General features: G+C 34.7%; 15 protein-coding genes, 1 tRNA gene and 3 pseudogenes. 11 read left to right on the forward strand and 8 right to left on the reverse strand.

All coding sequences use genetic code 11. From position 1 onward, the window contains the following. Window positions 1–7 precede the first annotated feature (7 nt). Window positions 8–90 (reverse strand) — tRNA-Leu (locus ONI09_RS04355). A 114-nt stretch (window positions 91–204) separates the two neighbouring features. On the opposite strand from ONI09_RS04355, the gene ONI09_RS04360 reads away from it, so the two are divergent. From ONI09_RS04360 to ONI09_RS04370, 3 genes are all read left to right on the forward strand, one after another. After that, window positions 205–1,656 carry a replicative DNA helicase gene (locus ONI09_RS04360; RefSeq protein ID WP_265013791.1) on the forward strand — a complete coding sequence of 484 codons (1,452 nt, stop codon included), beginning with the start codon at window positions 205–207 and terminating at the stop codon, window positions 1,654–1,656. 113 nt (window positions 1,657–1,769) lie between these two features. Next, window positions 1,770–2,618, forward strand: a complete 849-nt coding sequence (locus tag ONI09_RS04365; RefSeq protein ID WP_265013792.1) for a hypothetical protein — start codon at window positions 1,770–1,772, stop codon at window positions 2,616–2,618. 39 nt (window positions 2,619–2,657) lie between these two features. Further along, window positions 2,658–2,948, forward strand: coding sequence for a hypothetical protein (locus ONI09_RS04370; protein ID WP_265013793.1), 291 nt, complete (start codon window positions 2,658–2,660; stop codon window positions 2,946–2,948). Between the two features lie 33 nt (window positions 2,949–2,981). On the opposite strand, the gene metG is transcribed toward ONI09_RS04370, so the two are convergent. Further along, window positions 2,982–4,619 (reverse strand): methionine--tRNA ligase, encoded by a 1,638-nt coding sequence (metG, locus tag ONI09_RS04375; protein WP_265013794.1) that lies wholly within the window; start codon window positions 4,617–4,619, stop codon window positions 2,982–2,984. Window positions 4,620–4,758: 139 nt separating this feature from the next. Here metG and ONI09_RS04380 point away from each other — a divergent pair, with 139 nt between their 5' ends. After that, complete coding sequence (locus ONI09_RS04380; RefSeq protein ID WP_265013795.1) at window positions 4,759–5,199, forward strand: TrbC/VirB2 family protein; 441 nt, start codon at window positions 4,759–4,761, stop codon at window positions 5,197–5,199. 11 nt (window positions 5,200–5,210) lie between these two features. On the opposite strand, the gene ubiG is transcribed toward ONI09_RS04380, so the two are convergent. After that, window positions 5,211–6,386: a bifunctional 2-polyprenyl-6-hydroxyphenol methylase/3-demethylubiquinol 3-O-methyltransferase UbiG gene (ubiG, locus tag ONI09_RS04385; protein WP_265013796.1), complete on the reverse strand. Its 1,176-nt coding sequence runs from the start codon at window positions 6,384–6,386 to the stop codon at window positions 5,211–5,213. 195 nt (window positions 6,387–6,581) lie between these two features. On the opposite strand from ubiG, the pseudogene ONI09_RS06950 reads away from it, so the two are divergent. From ONI09_RS06950 to ONI09_RS04405, 4 genes and pseudogenes are all read left to right on the forward strand, one after another. Continuing rightward, a pseudogene (locus ONI09_RS06950) lies at window positions 6,582–6,671 on the forward strand (WPE palindromic element domain-containing protein); the annotation flags it as partial. A gap of 615 nt (window positions 6,672–7,286) precedes the next feature. Next, entirely contained in the window at window positions 7,287–9,035 is a 1,749-nt protein-coding gene (dnaG, locus tag ONI09_RS04395) for a DNA primase (protein WP_265013797.1), read from the forward strand. Window positions 9,036–9,262: 227 nt separating this feature from the next. Next, window positions 9,263–10,345 (forward strand): Fic family protein, encoded by a 1,083-nt coding sequence (locus ONI09_RS04400; RefSeq protein WP_265013798.1) that lies wholly within the window; start codon window positions 9,263–9,265, stop codon window positions 10,343–10,345. 208 nt (window positions 10,346–10,553) lie between these two features. Then, window positions 10,554–11,135, forward strand: a pseudogene (locus tag ONI09_RS04405) (efflux RND transporter periplasmic adaptor subunit); the annotation flags it as partial. Window positions 11,136–11,160: 25 nt separating this feature from the next. On the opposite strand, the pseudogene ONI09_RS07095 reads toward ONI09_RS04405, so the two are convergent. The 4 genes and pseudogenes from ONI09_RS07095 to ONI09_RS04440 form a co-directional block, all read right to left on the reverse strand. Then, window positions 11,161–12,247 (reverse strand): annotated as a pseudogene (locus ONI09_RS07095) (IS3 family transposase). A 287-nt stretch (window positions 12,248–12,534) separates the two neighbouring features. Further along, complete coding sequence (locus tag ONI09_RS04430) at window positions 12,535–12,849, reverse strand: FtsB family cell division protein (RefSeq protein WP_265013802.1); 315 nt, start codon at window positions 12,847–12,849, stop codon at window positions 12,535–12,537. Between the two features lie 49 nt (window positions 12,850–12,898). Continuing rightward, window positions 12,899–13,027: a type B 50S ribosomal protein L36 gene (ykgO, locus tag ONI09_RS04435; RefSeq protein WP_006279631.1), complete on the reverse strand. Its 129-nt coding sequence runs from the start codon at window positions 13,025–13,027 to the stop codon at window positions 12,899–12,901. Window positions 13,028–13,076: 49 nt separating this feature from the next. Then, the gene (locus tag ONI09_RS04440; protein WP_065095172.1) at window positions 13,077–13,907 is read right to left on the reverse strand and encodes a pyruvate, water dikinase regulatory protein; all 831 of its coding nucleotides are present in this window, start codon (window positions 13,905–13,907) and stop codon (window positions 13,077–13,079) included. Window positions 13,908–14,057: 150 nt separating this feature from the next. Here ONI09_RS04440 and ccmC point away from each other — a divergent pair, with 150 nt between their 5' ends. Continuing rightward, the gene (gene ccmC, locus ONI09_RS04445) at window positions 14,058–14,768 is read left to right on the forward strand and encodes a heme ABC transporter permease CcmC (protein ID WP_065095173.1); all 711 of its coding nucleotides are present in this window, start codon (window positions 14,058–14,060) and stop codon (window positions 14,766–14,768) included. 8 nt (window positions 14,769–14,776) lie between these two features. Further along, complete coding sequence (locus ONI09_RS04450; protein WP_006279634.1) at window positions 14,777–15,193, forward strand: GNAT family N-acetyltransferase; 417 nt, start codon at window positions 14,777–14,779, stop codon at window positions 15,191–15,193. Between the two features lie 51 nt (window positions 15,194–15,244). Here the strand turns inward: ONI09_RS04450 and ONI09_RS04455 are convergent, their stop codons facing one another. Next, on the reverse strand, window positions 15,245–16,849 hold the full coding sequence (locus tag ONI09_RS04455; protein ID WP_265013803.1) for a hypothetical protein: 1,605 nt from the start codon (window positions 16,847–16,849) through the stop codon (window positions 15,245–15,247). Window positions 16,850–17,029: 180 nt separating this feature from the next. Between ONI09_RS04455 and ONI09_RS04460 the strand changes: the two genes are divergently transcribed. Further along, on the forward strand, window positions 17,030–18,307 hold the full coding sequence (locus ONI09_RS04460; protein WP_006280265.1) for an adenylosuccinate synthase: 1,278 nt from the start codon (window positions 17,030–17,032) through the stop codon (window positions 18,305–18,307). The last annotated feature ends 84 nt before the right edge of the window (window positions 18,308–18,391 follow it).

Below are 18,391 nucleotides of genomic sequence, written 5' to 3' on the forward strand. Positions count from 1 at the left end.
TTTAACGTGCCCCTGGCCGGACTTGAACCAGCATGCTTTTGCAAGCAACAGATTTTGAGTCTGCCGTGTCTACCATTCCACCACAGGGGCATTAAGTTTTAATGCTATAGGCAACACGGAATTAGTCAAATTTTTTTGCCTTTACATCTTTCAAATGAGGACTAAATATTCTACAATAATCAACAGTTACTCTCAAAACTTAAAATGAATGAATTAGCTAGTCTCTTGGGTTCAAGAAGTGTAGACAAGGAAATATGTAAATTACCGCATAATCTAGAAGCTGAACAGATGCTTATTGGTGCAATGATTCGTGATAATAGAATCTGTGATGCAGTTGAAGACACAATTACAGCAGAAAATTTCTATGATCCACTGCATCAAAGTATTTTTACGCAAATATCTAAAACCAGGAAACACGGTACAGTTGCCAATGAACTGAGCCTCAAAATGTTTTTTGAGAACAACCAAGCGTTTACCGAATGTGGTGGGGTAGAGTACTTAGCAAAGCTTGCAGCGAAGGCAAGTATTGCGCTTGATATCTATAGTTTGACTAGAATAATCCGTGATACTTACTTAAGGAGATGTTTAATTAAGCTCGGGCAAGAAATAGTTGGTGATAGCTACAACTACGATATTGAAAATCCTGCACAGGCGCAAATTGAACAAGCAATGACAAAATTGTTCAATTTGGCAGTAAAAAAACAAGGTGAGAAAACATATATAAAACTTGCAAGTTCAATTAAAGATGTAGTTGAGAAGATCAGCACACTGAAAAATAATCCAGAAGCGCTAGGCGTTACAACCGGACTTCAAGATCTAAATCAGCTTCTTGGTGGTCTACAAAAATCTGATTTATTAATTTTAGCTGCAAGGCCTTCTATGGGTAAAACAGCATTGGCGCTAAACATCGCACTTAATGCTTGTAAGATGTTGCAAAAAAGAGCAGATAAGCAACACTATGTAGCGTTTTTCTCGCTTGAAATGTCAGCAGAGCAATTAACTGCAAGGCTGATCACTATAGATTCAGGGATTAGTTATTATAAGGCATTAACCGGGAGAATTAGTGATTTTGAATTGCATGAATTTATCAATACTAGTACAGAATTATCTGAACTGCCTTTCATCATAGATGACACCCCTGCGCTATCAATTAGTGCCCTTCGCACCAGAATACGCTTGCTGTATCAATTATATAATGTAGAAGTGGTATTCATTGATTATTTGCAGCTAATCAGAGGAACAACAAAAAGGAGTAATGAAAATAGAGTGCAAGAAATCTCGGAAGTGACGCAGGGTTTGAAAGCAATTGCAAAGGAGCTAAATATTCCCATTGTTGCACTATCTCAGCTCTCTCGTTCTGTTGAGCAGAGGGATGATAAAAAACCACAACTTTCTGATTTACGTGATTCAGGGAGCATAGAGCAAGACGCAGATATAGTAATGTTTCTCTATAGAGAAGAGTATTATGAACTAAGAAAACAGCCAAATGAAGGAAACAATAAACATCGGGAATGGCAAGAGAAAATGGAAAAAATTAGAAACATTGCAGAGCTCATTATTGCAAAGCAGAGAAATGGACCAATTGGCAGTGTGAAGCTATATTTTGACTCTAACAGAGGTGCATTTAAAGATTACACGGAAAGGCATAGTTCATAGCTTGGCAGCAATCTTCTTGTTCCCAAGTTTATCAATTATTTTTTTATGTAAAGATAGCCTAACAACTTCTTAAAAATCCTTTTATAATGGTATTATATTTTATAATACGTGAGATGATGAATAAAAAAAATGTACCCTATTATATAGCTGGAACTCTGGCTACTTTCACTTTATTAGCATCTGGAGTGTTTGCTGCAGCTCCTTATATTGGTTTCTTAGCTCCAGTTGCAGCATTAAGTGTTGGCCTGCCATTTATTATTGGTTATGCTGTGTTTTCTGTTGTAACTATTGCACTTTCGTATAAAGCAATTAGTGAGAACAAAACAAATTCTGAGTTAAAAAATAAAATGAAAGCTCAAGAGCAAACAATTTCTGGGCAAAAAACTCAACTAGCTAAAAAAGAAGCGGAAGTAAAAGCTAAAGAGGAAGAAAATTCTAAGTTAAAAGATCAAGTACGCACTCAAAAGCAGAAAAGTTCTGAGCAAAAAACTCAACTGGCTGAAAAAAATAAAAAGATAGAAGAAGACAAATTAAAAGTGGCAATTGCTGATGGCACTGTTCAGCTTGCAAAAGGAACAGTTAATAGCGCTGTTTGGTTTGCAAAAGAAGCAGTTAATGGTGTCTTGTATTCTGGCAAATATGCTTACGATAATTATGTGCCATCAACTGAGTCTACAAAAGGAACACTTAGTGGTATTGGAGGTGGCTTGAAAAATACTTATGATGCGTCAATTGCATCTGTAAGAGAAGCACTTAACAGCGTTGGAAGCAGCTTGTACAGTAGGATTTATGGTACTAAGGTTTCTAGTCCGGAAGAGCAGTTTAAGCGTGAAGATGGATCTAAACCTAGCATGCAAGAACTAACTCGTTTGGATTATTTAAATCTTGAGGTTCTTTCCAGTGAGCAAAAGCAACGAGCTAATAGTTTGGATTATTTAAGTATTGATAACGTTCCTAAGTAACCTGATCATTTAAATGTTGATGCTGCTAAAAGTTATTTAATGAGTCTTTCTGAGGATCAGGATGTATTTTATGATGCAGAATCTGGTGATGAAAAAGGTACTGAGATTTCTAGCCCAGAAAGTCAGCCAACTAAAGAAGAAAATGGTCAAGGCTGGGATGCATGGGCTAAGGCTAAGGTAGCTAAAATAGTGACCACTGGAATAGGACTCTGTGGTACTGCTGTTTTATATTATGCTGCACCATATATTCCTACAGTACTTAATGGAGTTGTAGCATCATCTATGGGCAACAGTGCGTCTGTAAACAATGGTACATTCCCTAGTCAATAAATGTAATCCCATCCAGGAGAAATAGTTTTTACACTATTTTTCCTCTTTAGCATCAACCCTCAAAAAAACCGGCGTAGGTTTAGGCAATGTTATGCCTGAACTTACGCACGCGTCGCACAAAGATTTTAAATCTCGTTGTTCTTTCGGAATTTGCAGTTGATTTAGTATCATCTCTGCTGACTTGGGAACGATTGGCTGCAATAAAATGCCTATTATCCTGATATATTCCAGTAACTTGTAAATTACTAAATTCATGCGCTCTCTGTCAGTTTTGCTCAATGTCCAGGGTGCACTTTTGTCTATATAAGCGTTGGCTTCAGAAGAGATGTTGATAATTAGAAGTATGATATGGTTAAATTCATACTTTGATAGGTGATTCATCACTTGATCGAGTATAGCTTTGCAACCTGGAAGACTTTCTTCACCTTTAAGTAGGCTTTTATCGATTGTTGGTACAATTCCAGAACATTGCTTGTGTAAAAATGAAATTGTTCTTTGTACTAAATTGCCTATGTTGTTTGCCAGTTCTGAATTTATCCGGCTGATCATATTTTTCTTACTAAAGTTGCCATCTTGGCCGAAGCTTGCTTCCCTGAGGAGAAAATAGCGTAGCTGATCAACACCAAACTCTTGAGCGAGGCCAATTGGATCTATGACATTACCAAGGGACTTGGATATTTTCTCTCCCTCGTTCAACCACCAACCATGAACTGCAATTTGTTTTGGCAGTGGCAGGTCTGCTGCAAGGAGAATCGCTGGCCAATATACAGCATGAAAGCGCAATATGTCTTTACCGATTACATGAACGTTGAAAGAGTTGTCAGCTAGGTTTGCAGCGCTTGACACTGGAATCTGCGTTTTCCCTTGGTTTGGTGTCATTCCAGTGCTTGACACTGGAATCTGTGTTTCTGGTTCTGCCCAAAACCTCTTATATTCCTCACCTTCAGTACTAGGGAAACCTATTGATGTAAGATAATTGGTTAATGCATCTATCCAGACATAGATTACGTGTTTGTCATTACCTGGTACTTTTATTCCCCAGTTAAAACTAGTGCGAGAGATTGAGAGGTCAATGAGCCCTGATCTTACAAACGATATCACTTCATTTCTTCTGCTCTCAGGAAAGATAAAACTTGGCTGATTTTTATAGAGTTCCAGTAATTTTTCTTGCCAGTTTGATAAGCGAAAAAAGTAACTCTCTTCTTTTATCCACTGGACCTCAGCACCTGTTGGTGCTTTGCCATCTATCAGCTCTGACTCCTGATAAAATGCTTCATCACGAACTGAATACCAACCCGAATAGGAATCCAAATATATTTGCCCTCTCTCTTCAAGTCTATTCCATAAAGCTATAACTGCTTTTTTGTGACGTTCCTCCGTAGTGCGAATAAAATCGTCATACTCAAAATTCATGAACTTAGCCAATTCTTTAAATGAAACGCTCACTTCATCTGTAAATTCTTTTGGCTGCATTTCCTTTGCTTTAGCTGCTTTTTCTATTTTTTGTCCATGTTCATCTGTACCGGTGGTAAATTTGACATTTTTCCCAGCTAGTTTCATGAACCTTGCCACCACGTCACACAAGAGAGAAGTGTATGCATGACCAATATGCGGCTTATCGTTTACGTAATATACTGGCGTGGTGATGTAAAAGTTCTCGAATTGTTCCATGGTTTAGCATTTTGATAAAAATCAACTGAGTTAATTATAGTATTAAAAAGGCAGTAATAAATAAATATTGATTGGGTTAAGCATAATTTTTGAAAAAAGCTATTTACTGAAATTTTATTAAAATAAGAAACAATCAGGCATGATTATTGAAAGAACAATGGGAAATTTTCTTGTAATTCTATTTATAGTTTTCTATGCATTTGATGCACACGCTGATGGAGCAACAGATGTAATGTGTAATGTAATAGGTTACGTTCATGGAATAGGTGGACCAATGATTACAGTGGTAATAATTGGTTCAAGCTTACTTGCAATATTTGGCAGAATGCCTTGGCCTGCACTTTTCGCACTGGGTATGTTTGTTGCTGTGTTTTTTGGTGCTCCTCAAATTGTAACAAAGGTAACAGAAAAAGAAGTTTGTTGTCTTTTTAAAGGTCAAACCTTGGAGAATGGAAAGTGTGTTGCTGCTCCTGGATATGAACGTGTAGGTACAGGTTATGCTTGTCGTTCCGGTTGGGCGCTAACTAATAAAGGCTACTGTATAAAAACTGGCCAAGATCCTTCAAAGTATTGGAAGTGAAAATGGTGCTTTTATAGAGTTAAATCTAACAAACCGCAGAGTATATAATTAACATCCACGCCTTTAGTTAGATTCCACTCACGCTTTATTACGTTGTACTCCATGCCAGCCATGTTTTGCAGCGTTACATTATTTTCTCTTAAGTGATTTGCAATTTCTGACGGCTTGAGAAATTTATTCCAGTTATGTGTACCTTTTGGCAGCCAATTTAATATGTACTCTGCACCAATTATTGCAAGACAAAAGGATTTAATAGTTCTATTTATTGTGGATATAAAGATTAACCCCTCCGGTTTTAGCAGTTCTATCGCTTTTTTCATGAAAAGCTCTAAATTATCCACATGTTCAACTACTTCCATCAGCAGAACCACGTCGTACTTCTTGTCATTGCTTAGCTCTTCAATGCTGGTGTGTATATATTCTATATTTAACCCTACTTTTTTTGCATGTGAATGCGCTACTTCTATGTTTTCTTCACATACATCTATTCCCACAACGTTAATGCCAACGCGTGCCATTGACTCTGACAAAATGCCACCACCGCATCCAACATCAAGCAATGATAATTCTTTCAAATTGCATTTTTTTAACTCTTTTATTTTCTCAATAATGTAAGATACTCTAACAGGATTCATCATGTGCAATGGTTTGAATTTGCCGTTCTCATCCCACCACTGGCCTGCCATTTTAGCGAATTTTGATATTTCATCTTCGTTATAAGTTTTTGTTTTTTTTTTCTTAGAGGTTATATTGCTGAGTTTATCAAGGCGTTTTTTATGCCTGCTTTCTTTTGAAAATTCTGTTTCGAGGAATTGTTTGACTATGTCTTTTGCTAATCCACTCGCAGTAAACCCTGCACCAAGACACAGTATATTTGCGTTGCCATGCTCGCGAGCTAATTTTGCGATCTCAACACTGTTACATAAAGCAGCGTAGATTCCTTCAAAACGATTTGCCACAGTACTCATGCCCAAACCTGTACCACAAATTAATATCCCATAATTTGCTTTTTTGCTTGTTATATCTTCTACAACTTTAACAGCATAGTTTGGGTAATCTACACACTTTTGCTTAGCAGTGCAGCCTTGATCTACTACTCTGTAACCTAGGGCTTCCAGGTAAGGTTTTATTTCTGATTTTAATTCATAACCAGCATGATCTGAGGCAATTGATACTATACCTAACATATAAGAAATAAGGACATTTTATATGGGTTTGAACTTTCTGTCAAGTCATTCAATGCTTCTGACCTTTTGGGAGTTCTAAAGCTATAGCTAAGGTTTTCCTACGTCATACCGCAATTCATTCCACAACTGTACGAACATTGTGATTTGAGAATAATCTCCGCCAGGAAGGGTGTCATCCCAGTACTTTGGCACTGAGATCCAGAAAACTTAATTTTAAATAAGTACACCAGATAGCTGTATAATAAGAACTGGATTCCAGTGTCAAGCACTGGAATGACACCTTCTGTATAAATATTAAGAAATTTACCAAACGAAAAAAAAGGCAAAAGAAGCCCCGTGGTTGGCTAATTACTTACATTATACTTTCAAGTATGGCGTTTTTTTATTCTAAACACTTAATAACCGCGATTTAGCTGCTTTTAAGCTGCAACTAATCTAAATTATAAACGTTAAGAAATTTACTAAACAGAAAAAAAGGCAAAAGAAACCCTAGGGTAGCTAGTTATTCACTATCCATTTTTTAAGTTGGCGTTTTTTAATGCTTTAAATGCTTTATAAGCGTATTTCAGCTTGTGTAGGTCAAAACCCGGAAATTTGATAAAGACATAAGGTGCACATAGTGCAAAAAATTAAACATGAGACGCCAGATACGTTGAGTTTTTTTGTCATTTAATCTGTACAGAGAAGATAAATAAATAGCTTCAGTTTCATGATAAGGGCGCTGGCGAGGTTTGTCAAGGAAGTTTTTTGTTTCTGTGGGCTACCTGGATGACAGGATTGCTCTTGAATTTGTATAGCTACATTGTCGGTAAATCTAAATTGCTTTAGTTATAGAAATAAATTTCGAGTCAGATGTGTATAAATTCTATATAATTTTTATCCTACTACTAATTTAACAAGATGGATCATATAGATATTATAAAATCAAAATTATTATTATCTGACATAGTAGGTAAAAAAGTCAGGCTAATAAAAAGAGGAGATAGTTTTGTTGGGCTCTGTCCATTTCATAACGAAAAAACCCCATCTTTTTCGGTGAGCAATACTAAGGGGTTATATTACTGTTTTGGTTGCTTAGCTAGTGGTGATGCATTTGAATTTATTTCACAAACTGAAGGATTAAGCTTTAAAGAAGCATTGGAAAAATTAGCATCGGTTACAGGTGTTGAACTGCCCAAAAATCTTAGTATTACAAAAGAGAACAATAAACTATTTTTAGCGCTTGATTTAGCTGCAAATTGGTTTGCACAAAAAAATCAAAGTGTTGTAGATTATTTAAAGCAGCGTAAGATTTCACCTAAAATCATAGATAAATTTAAGATAGGTTATGCACCAAGCTCTGGTTTGAAAGAGTATTTAAACTCTTCAGGTATTGAAGACAAAATTTTAATTGATATTGGATTAGTAAACAAAAATTTTCATGATTATTTTTATGACCGGCTGATATTTCCTATACAGAGCATTGCAGGGAGAGTTATTGGTTTTGGCGGACGTGCGCTAAGTTCTGAGCAACAGCCGAAATATTTAAACAGTCCAGAGAGTCAGCTCTTCAAGAAGAGGGAGAATTTATACGGATTAAACTTTGCTTTAAGCGAAATACGTAAAAAACAGCAAATACTCGTTGTTGAAGGATATATGGACGCTATAGCGCTACATCAAGCAGGAATTAGTAATGCAGTTGCTCCGCTTGGTACCGCAATTTCTGCAGAGCAGATAAAAAATCTATGGAGATTTGCTAAAGAAATCTCCATCTGTATGGATGGCGATAGTGCTGGACGTCATGCTGCTACTCGAGTTGCAGAACTTGCTCTGCCAATATTAGAGCCTGGATACACGTTAAAATTTGTGACTTTGCCGAGTAATAAAGATCCATACGATATATGTAACGAACTGGAATACAAGAAAGAAGACGTATTGATTGCGCTTGATCACTCAACAAAACTTCATTCTGAATATTTATGGCATCACATAATCGATAGCAATTTGCAAAATTATGAAAAACTTGCTCCGGAAAAATATTCAATTCTTGAGCACAAGTTCATGGAATATGTAAATACTATTAGCAACAGCAGTATTAGAAGGTATTACAGAGATTATTTTTACAATAAGGCTAGTGAACTAAGAAGTAGCTTGAAAAAACAGATTTTTAATAGTAAAACTAGAGCAACAAAAGGTGAGTATCTTCATAACAAATCTCCAGAGCTAATTGAAGCAGAGCAAAATCAGGCCGTAATTTTGCGTATAGCCGTAGAATTTCCTGAAATCTTGAACCGTCCTATATTTTTTGAGCAATTTTCTCATTTTGAATTTACTAATGAGATGAAAAGATTACAACAGCGTATAATTGATGTAATAAGTAACAAAAACAAACTCGATAAAGAGGCTTTGTTACAAGAATTGAAACAGTTTAACGTTATAAAGTATGTATTTGAAAAAACTAGTGTACTAAATAGCCAACTGAACGAGAGAAAATCTGCAGAAATTGTGTGGAATAATATAGTGTTACTAAAAGAATTAAATGCATTACGAAAAGAAAGAACCGAAGCGAGGCTGAGCGGTAATCTTGACTTAGAAGAAAGGTTGATAGAACAAATAGAGCAAATAGAAAGTAATATACAAGAAATGCAAATGGAGTTTATTGAAAAGTAGATATCGTCTCGTTAGTCAACAAGAAAATTACAAAATAAGACAATATTTTACATAAGATTGAAATTTTTAACTAATTAAGCCTTCCTCTAACAGCTTTGCCCTGTAGTTTTTGATATGGTTAGGATCACTTGAAAATGTATAATTTTTGTAGTTAGCTCTGCTGTGCATATAAAGCTTACTATTGACTTTTATCACATTATCTCACATAATATGCATGTGAGAAGAATATGAACTGGAAGAATTTTCGTCTTAGTACACGTCTCAACCTAGAAGGGCCTGTAATTGAGCAAGTGTACGAGTTAATTACTGCAGTTGATAGTGTTAAAAATAGCTGGCAGATAACGAAAAAACTACTACCACAAACAATTGAAAGATTAACTCATTCAGTTATTGTTACATCTTCTGGCGCTTCTAACCGTATTGAAGGAAATCGTCTAACCGATAAAGAAGTTGAGGATCTATATAAAAACCTACGTGTCAAAAAATTTAAAAATAGAGATGAGCAAGAAATTGCTGGCTACTTAGAAATGCTTACACTAATATTTCATGATTATACGGATATTCCAATTAGTGAGTTATCAATATTGCACATTAACAACCAGATGCTACTTTATAGTGAAAAAGATTTGTATCATAGAGGAAAATACAAAGCAAGTTCTAATAGAGTTGAGGCAAAAGATCAGAATGGAAAAGTTGTTAGTATAATTTTTGATCCCACACCACCTTACCTTGTTAGAAAGGAAGTACAAGAGCTTATTGATTGGTATCACTGGTCCTTAAATAATAAATTTAAGCATCCTCTTATTATTGTTGCTAACTTTGTTTTTGAGTATCTGGCAATACACCCTTTTCAAGATGGGAATGGCAGAACTAGTAGATTGATGACTAATTTAATGCTGTTGCAGCAGGGTTATGATTTTGTATCTATTGTATCACATGAAAAGATAATTGAAACTAACAAACTTGATTACTATTTAGCGCTTAATAAAACACAAAGTAGCTGGAAAAGTGGCAAAGAAGATATTTCCCCATGGTTAATATTTTTTCTTAATGTGCTCAAAACGCAAGCAAATGAGGCGCATTATATTCTTGAGAGGGAGAATACTGAATATTTATTATCAAGAAAACAATTGTTCTTCTGGGAATGGGCACTTAGCCTTGCAGATAAAGAATTTAGTAGAAAAGATGCTATAGAAGCTCTAGGATTTCCTCCAAGAACAGTAGAGGCAATTACAAAGAAACTGCTAGGGATGAAATACTTACAGCGTCTTGGAGAAGGCAAAGCCACTAGATATAAAGTTATTATTTAAAAGTTTTAGTATGTTTTTCGAGATTTTTTAAATCCAGTTTTATGCACAACTTTATTTGCAATTTTACATTTTTATTCGATTCAAAATTGCATTTTTGCAATAGAAAACTTACTTATTGTAGGAAAATCTTGTGTTTGTTCTCATATAAAATTATTTATGGAGTGACGATGGTGCATGTATTATACTTACATTTCTGATTCGAAAATTTATGCAGTTGTTTCTAACAAAATTAGTTAACAAATTCTATTGTTTAAAGATGAGAAATAAAGTAATCATCATTTCCAGTATTGCTTTTATTCTACTGTTTTTTATCAGCAGTGCATTTTTAAAAAAAGATCAGGCGGTTTATAGTGATAATGCAACTAGTAACTTTTCAGTAAAAACTCAAGAATGTGCGCCGCAAAACCGCACTATATATTTAAATTTTTCTGGTACAGTAAATCCCTTACATAGAGCTAGCCTTGTCTCAAAAATAAGTGGTAAGATTATTGCTGTTTATTTACCTGATGGTGAAAAGGTAAAAAGAGATGATGTAGTGTTAAAGATAGAAGATTATGACAGGATTGAGCAAGCTCAGAAAGCCAAAGCTTTATTAAAGCAGCGTGAAATTGAGTATGATTCCTCTCACAAACTGAATAAAAAAGGCTATGGGGCACAAATACAAGTAGAAGCAGCTTTTACTGCGTTACAAAGTGCAAAAGCTGACCTAAAAAGGCTAGAATTGGATTTAGAAAATACTGCAGTCACATCTCCTATAGATGGTTATATTGATAGAATCAATGCAAAAAAAGTGGAGAGAAAGTTTGGAATGTTTTTTACAAAAAGAATGATGCATCAAATTGTTCTGGAATGCAATAGTTAATAGTGACGTTGTTTGTTATAAAAAATTTCTATATATTCAAATATAGCAGTTTTGATATGCTGTTTAGAGTGCCGAGAGGTGTCTATTGGTAACTCCCTTTTTAGAGAACTGAAGAAGCTTTCTGCAACAGAATTGTCGCAACAACAGCCTTTATTACTCATCTATATTCTTTACAGCTAAGAGATATTGATACCCTTGCGCAGTATATTGTGAACCTTGGTCACTGTGCAGCAGTAGATTTTTAACAGGTTTACGCCTATTAATGGCCATTAATAAAGAGTTCATAACCAATTGTTTATTTATTGCACTACTCATTAACTACCATACGTGAGAATTATTGCTGCCAAATATAGCCATCCCTCCTTGGTTTTGATGTAAGTAATCCCATACTTTATTTGGTTGATCAACAATAAAGTTTTGATCTAGTATATTGGGAGCTACAGCTCTATTATCTGTTTGTTGTTTTTTAATTTTAAACTTTCTTCTCAGTATAGCCCTGATGTCATTTTTCTGCATAATACTTTGCACCGTTTTCAAATTGCAACTTTTACCCAAAGCCTTCAATTCAGCATGAATTTTAGGAGCTCCATATCTACATTTAGAAACTTGATATATTTTTTGAATAGCTTCGAGTAGCTCTTTATTTGCTGATTCTCTACTGCTTATTTTTCTTGTGGTCCACTTATAGTAGCCACTAGCAGAAAATCCTACATAATTCCTGTACTTTATAGCAGTTACTATATAAAAAAATATTTTACTCTTTTTGACTGGCCAGGGTTTTTTTTTAAATGTCTCTTTCCCTTGTTACTCTTGCTTTGTAAATCAAACCTCTCTTTGTCGTAAGGAGCCATGTTACCTCTACCTGGAAATGCATCTGCTGCCGACTTTTTTTCGTTGTGTTTCTTTATCCATTTTCCTAATAAACCACCCTTTATTCCTAAATCCTTTGCTGTTTTTGTAATTGTTTGACCTGCCTTTCTTTGTTCATTTGCCAGTTTAACAGCTTCCAATTTGAATTCTGCCGTATATTCTCTTACCATTTCTAATCCTCCAAAATTTTATTTTACCCAAAAAAACTCTTTTCTTTCTCTCCACTTTTTCTGGGTAAGGTCATGCAGCTCTTGGGTAATTTAATGGTAAAAATTTTAGAGAGAAATTTTATACACAATCTCTGACATTTTTCCTTAAGTTGACGCCATTGTCTGTTCAGCTAAGCGGTGTGAGAGACAATATAGCTAAACTGACTTAGATTTACCGACAATTTGAAAAACCGTCATCCCGCTACGTGTTAGCGCCGCGGCGGTATGACGTAGGGAGATCTCTACTGCTATTCCACGTCAAGAACAACCATAAGTTCATTAGGGTTCACATAACCTAAAGCATTTTTTGCTTGCTCATCAAGCAGATCTAAATCTAAGCTTTTTTCATATAAGCCAAATACTTTGTTGTCCAACTTTTCCTTTTCAGAAGAGACATCCTTTAGCAAAAGTTTATTGTACTCGATTTCTTTTTTTAAATCGATTAACGTCAATAAGCCACGTTTACCTGTAATTGTGCTAATTCTGAAATATAATGTAAGGGAAGAAATGAGTAAGGCTGCGCTTAAACACAGTAACTTTTGCTTCTTTTTAGATATAAGCACCGTACTTTCACATATAAAAAATATATAACATGAAAAGGTGAACAAAAAGCTAAGAACCTTGACGCGCTTTACACCTTGGCTTTACCTTATTTATAATGTAGATCTTACCACCCCTTTTCACAACTTTACAATTTTTATCTCTGTTACGATGAGATTTTAGCGACCCTTTGACTTTCATATCTATAGTAAGAATTAAATTACTTTACATTATAATCACTTATCAAGAGTTAGTCAATTGATAACATTTTATTAAAATATTGTATAATTGTTGCTGATACTTCTTCGATCGACTTTTGCGTGACATCGATAATTGGCCAGTTATTCTGTTTAAAGAGCTCCTCTGCTTCTTTAATTTCCTTTTCTACTTTCTCAGGGTTAGCATATATATTATTATCTTCGTTGTTAATTGAAGTAAGTCTATTTTTGCGTATTTCTATTAGCCTACTTACGTCTATTGTTACCCCTATCGTTAGTTTATTTTTTAATTTTGCCAAGTCAACATAAAAGGGTACTCCACTAACAAAAGGAATATTTGCAACTTTATAGCCTCGGTAAGCTAAATACGTACTGGTGGGAGATTTTGATGTACGTGAAACTCCAACCAAAATTATATCTGCTTTATCAATATCTTGAATATTTTGTCCATCATCATGATTAATAGTGTAGTTTATTGCCTCAATGCGCTGAAAATATTCGTTATTTATCTCAGTATGCAAGTCAAGCTTTTCGTCTTTTTCAATTTCAAGATAGGACGAAATTTCTCTAATAATATGTGATAATATTGCTCTATAGGGAATTTTCAACTTTATACAGTTATCTTTTAAATATTTTCTTAGCTCATCATCAGTAATAGTGCATATAACAAAATTATGCTCATCACTTTTCCTATTAATTTCCTCCAGAATTTTGTCAATCTGCTCCTCTTTTTTCACAAAAGACCAAACATATTCGATCGTTTCTATAGAACGAAAGTGTTTCAGAGCTGATTTTGCAACTGATATAACAGTTTCACCACTTGAATCTGATACTAAGTGTAGATTAAGCTTTTTAATGGTCATGTTTTATATAGTGTTATACTAAAAATAATGGCTAGCAATCTGCTACTGAAATTATGCTAATTTATTGACCTACGTAAATATAGAAAAACTATCCTGTTGATAAAACTCAAACTAATTGGTAAATTCTTAACACAATTATTCTCAAAACGAATGTTTTTATTAAAGCCTACAAATTTCTCTTATTTTTCTAAGAAAGCTCTACCTTGGCTTGGGGTTATTTGTTTCGCATGTTTTTTAATTGGAATGTCTTTGGCGTTATTCTTCTCTCCAGAAGATTATAAACAAGGAGAAATTGTACGAATTATGTACATTCATGTGCCTTCTGCATGGCTTGCTCTTGGAATATATGGATTAATTGCATCACTCAGTTTCATTTCATTGGTATGGAACAATAGCATTGCTAGTGTCTTGGCACATGCTGCTGCTCCTGCAGGGACAGTCTTTTCGGCAATATGTTTAATCACAGGCAGCATCTGGGGAAAAGGAACCTGGGGCACTTGGTGGGTATGGGATGCAAGACTTACTTCAATGCTGATTTTACTTTTCCTATATGTTGGCTACCTTTCATTGTGGAGCGCTTTTGATAATGAAGCGAGGGCAGAAAAATCAGCAGCAGTATTTGCCATCTTTAGTGCTATAAATATTCCTATAGTAAAATTTTCCGTGAATTTATGGTCCACTCTCCATCAGCCAGCAAGCATTTTGAGAAAAGGTGGAATAGCAATAGAAAGTTCCCTGCTGTTGCCACTGGTTGCAATGTTTATGTTTTGTGCCACATTTTTTTTAGTAGTGTGGATACTGTATTCACTTTACTTAATTAATTTATATAAGATAAAGAGAGAAATCAGTATGCGGTATTAGGCCGAGAGATGAAAATAGAACACACCACATCACCAAGTAGCAAAGACATTGAATTCCTACTCAAAAAGATTAATGAAGAAACCGTTGATAAAGGTACGTGTAACCCATTTGCTTTTTTTATTCGCGATGATACTGAACAAATTATTGCAGGTTGTAGCGGTTTTGTTATCTATGGTTCAATTTACACTGACTTGCTTTGGGTACATTCTGATTATAGAAGAAAAGGTATGGGAAAGCAGCTAATGGAAGAAGTTCATGATTATGGTCGTGAGATGCACTGTAAAATAGCAACCGTTGCAACCATGAATTTTCAAAAAGCGAAAGTATTTTATGAAAAGCTTGGGTATAAGTGTGATCTTGTACGTCCAGGGTATGTTAACATGTATATTTTTGAAGAAAGTGTTGTGAGATGCACTGTAAAATAGCAACCGTTGTAACCATGAACTCTAAAATATTTAAAGAGCCTACTAATATCTTTAAGGTAAATGTTCATGTGATTCCGCAGAATAATTCTGTTTTTTGATTCTATCTGTCCATTTATCATTTTCTATATCTTGTTTGTTGGTTGCTTTTTTTTCTTGCTCAACAATTGCCTTATCTATCTCCTTATGAATTGCATCAATTGCATTAATCGCACCTCCTTTTTTGTATACTTCGCTTTTCCCTTCAATAATTAACTTAATAAAAGTATTTACAACAGACTGCACTTGATTATGATTAACCTGACCTTTTATCAAAGAAGGTAAAGAGCCTAATTCCATCAATACTTCTGGTGCTGTTTTATCTTGAGTGGAAAGTCCTAAATTATCTGCTACTTTACTTATTAATAACTCTCTTTGTTCTTTATTATCTTCCAATTTAGCATAATCACTCAATAGATCTATAACGGTAGATACTCTGACTTCAACAATATCATCAACATCTTCATCTTCTAGAGCAACTCCTGACCCCAATAACCTCTCTCTGAGATTTTCGCTTAAAAGATTGATAAATTCTTCATTTGCATCTGATCCTGTGGTTGATATTGTACCATCTAAATAGTTACTTTGAGCACCGAAGCCATGCTCTATTTGTATTTTTGTCTCAGGTTTAAATCCTAATTTTGCACAGAATTCCTGAAAATATTCTTTAATAATGTCAAACAAGCTCTTGCCATTATCTTTATAATTTTTTAACTCTTTAGGAATAGTAAGTGACAATTTACCATCTCTGTATGTTACAAAGTCTTCACCATTGTGAGATTCAATTGTAAATTCCAATGAACTAGACAGATTACATATCTTATCGCCATGCATAACTTGATTTTTAACAGAGAGTATTGGTAGCCTCATATCAGATCTAATTCTCACATTATTTTGGTTAGCACAATCAATGTTTATTACTTTTTTAGGATTTTCTACTATGAACGACTGTCCAAGTGCAAGTTGGGTTTGTATAAATGGAGCAGCCTCATACCCTGCTTGATTACAATTGGTAACTAGCTCTTCTAAAATAGCATCACTTGGAACTTCTGCCCCAGCGTATCTGAACATTTTTTTGAAAACTTCTTTTGCAAAGGAACGGTAATCCTTGTTTTCATCTTTCTCTGTTGGTAATAGATGGATATACCTTTGGCCAGCATTGTAAAATTCTTCAAATTCTTTCTTATATGAATCGGTTTTTTGATGATTGGCAGTTTTGGAATTTTCACAGTGATTTTTCCATAGCTCACCCAATGCATTACTTACAAGCTCTTTCTCAATATCTTCGAGTACTGAAGCAACAAAAGCTTTGCCATGATCCGTATCTATTTCTCTTGTTCCTTTTTTGTTAAATATTTCGTCATTATATATATCATCACTATTAAAAAGTTCGCTTTTGCGGTGCTTAGCTCCTTCCTTAAATGCAATAATAAGATTTTTATCTATTTCTTTTCCGTTAATAATAAAATTCATCCTTTGAAAATCTAAGAACATTGTTTCACCGGAATTCGCTAATTTATTATCTTGATCTGCTCTTAATTTACTAAAATTGAACTCTTTAGCTGTGGCCTTTAATCTAACTACTGGACTCTTATTATTTTTTCCTTTTGTCTCTTTCATAAATAACACCTTACTGTAAATATGCTGTAAGTTATATCATATAATGATGAATAATTTGGTAATATATTAAGAAAATCGACAGTATATTTCTTTATTTAAGGGGTGTAGGAAAGGCGTAGATTTCTCTTTCCATTTGTAGCGTACTGCATTAATATTTATGTATTAATCTAGAAAATAATGATGAATAATATTGTAATTGTTGGTCTGCAATGGGGTGACGAAGGCAAGGGTAAAATAGTAGATTATCTTTCTGAGAATGCAGATGTAGTTGTGAGATTTCAGGGAGGAAATAATGCAGGGCACACTATAGTAGTAGATGATGAGGTTTATAAATTAAATTTACTGCCCTCTGCTGTTTTGAGGCCAGGCAAAATATCTATCATAGGAAATGGCGTTGCTCTTGATTCACACGCTCTAATCTCAGAAATAGAGTCATTGAAAGTTAAAGGAGTAGACGTAAACTATAACAACTTGATGGTATCTGAGAGCTGTCCATTAATACTTAGCGTACATAAGGACAAGGAAAAGCTATTTGAAGATTTAAATGGAAATCACAAAATTGGTACAACAAATAAAGGGATAGGACCATGTTATGAAGATAAAGTTGGGAGGAGAGCTATACGCCTTTGTGACTTAGAAAACGCAGATGAGCTCAATAAAAGATTGGATACTCTTTTGAATTACCACAATGCTATCAGGAAAGGCCTTAACTACCAGGTAGTTAAAAAAGAAGAAATATTAAAGGAAATTCAAGAGATTTCAGAAAAAATTCTTTCATATAAAAAACCTGTGTGGAAGATATTAAATGACTTGATGAAAGAAGGTAAGAAAATAATATTTGAAGGTGCCCAAGGCGCATTTTTAGATATCGACCACGGAACTTACCCTTTTGTTACTTCAAGTAATACTGTAGCATCGCAAGCAATAACAGGCTCAGGGTTATCCTCCAATGCTTACATTATTGGTGTGGTAAAAGCTTATACAACAAGAGTGGGCAATGGCCCATTTCCTACTGAGCAGAAAAATGAAGTAGGAGATAGCTTGTTTACTATAGGTAAGGAACTTGGAACAGTGAGCAATAGAAGAAGGCGTTGCGGATGGTTCGATGCAGTTTTAGTGCGCCAGGCCGTACAACTCTCTGGAGTTTCAAGCATTGTATTAACCAAATTAGATGTGCTTAATTCTTTTGATACAATTAAAATATGCACTGGTTACAAGTATAGCGGAAAAATGTATGATTATTTACCCGCATCGCATTCAATACAAGGGGAATTAGAGCCAATATATGAAGAGTTTCCTGGCTGGAAAGAAAACACTCAAGGTAAAAGGTCGATTGAAACATTGCCTATCAATTTAATAAAATATATAGAAGGGTTAGAAAAATTAATAGGTGTACCAATTCATCTAATCTCAACTAGTCCAAAGAGAGAGGATGTTATTAAGCTTAAAGATTTCTGAAAACGTCTTTGTATCTTAGAGCCTGTACGTAATCTCAAAAAAGAGATAAAGTGAGAGGATAAAGTATATAAAGTAGGATATGCG

This window comes from Wolbachia endosymbiont of Drosophila pseudotakahashii (genome assembly GCF_026015925.1).
GTDB classification, from domain to species: Bacteria; Pseudomonadota; Alphaproteobacteria; order Rickettsiales; family Anaplasmataceae; genus Wolbachia; species Wolbachia pipientis.

Excerpts from the sequence above, each read along its gene's own strand:
- ONI09_RS04360 (WP_265013791.1), top strand. The coding sequence starts at position 205 with ATGAATGAATTAGCTAGTCTCTTGGGTTCAAGAAGTGTAGACAAGGAA.
- ONI09_RS04365 (WP_265013792.1), top strand. The coding sequence starts at position 1,770 with ATGATGAATAAAAAAAATGTACCCTATTATATAGCTGGAACTCTGGCT.
- ONI09_RS04370 (WP_265013793.1), top strand. The coding sequence starts at position 2,658 with ATGAGTCTTTCTGAGGATCAGGATGTATTTTATGATGCAGAATCTGGT.
- metG (WP_265013794.1), bottom strand. The coding sequence starts at position 4,619 with ATGGAACAATTCGAGAACTTTTACATCACCACGCCAGTATATTACGTA.
- ONI09_RS04380 (WP_265013795.1), top strand. The coding sequence starts at position 4,759 with ATGATTATTGAAAGAACAATGGGAAATTTTCTTGTAATTCTATTTATA.
- ubiG (WP_265013796.1), bottom strand. The coding sequence starts at position 6,386 with ATGTTAGGTATAGTATCAATTGCCTCAGATCATGCTGGTTATGAATTA.
- dnaG (WP_265013797.1), top strand. The coding sequence starts at position 7,287 with ATGGATCATATAGATATTATAAAATCAAAATTATTATTATCTGACATA.
- ONI09_RS04400 (WP_265013798.1), top strand. The coding sequence starts at position 9,263 with ATGAACTGGAAGAATTTTCGTCTTAGTACACGTCTCAACCTAGAAGGG.
- ykgO (WP_006279631.1), bottom strand. The coding sequence starts at position 13,027 with ATGAAAGTCAAAGGGTCGCTAAAATCTCATCGTAACAGAGATAAAAAT.
- ONI09_RS04440 (WP_065095172.1), bottom strand. The coding sequence starts at position 13,907 with ATGACCATTAAAAAGCTTAATCTACACTTAGTATCAGATTCAAGTGGT.
- ccmC (WP_065095173.1), top strand. The coding sequence starts at position 14,058 with ATGTTTTTATTAAAGCCTACAAATTTCTCTTATTTTTCTAAGAAAGCT.
- ONI09_RS04450 (WP_006279634.1), top strand. The coding sequence starts at position 14,777 with ATGAAAATAGAACACACCACATCACCAAGTAGCAAAGACATTGAATTC.
- ONI09_RS04455 (WP_265013803.1), bottom strand. The coding sequence starts at position 16,849 with ATGAAAGAGACAAAAGGAAAAAATAATAAGAGTCCAGTAGTTAGATTA.
- ONI09_RS04460 (WP_006280265.1), top strand. The coding sequence starts at position 17,030 with ATGAATAATATTGTAATTGTTGGTCTGCAATGGGGTGACGAAGGCAAG.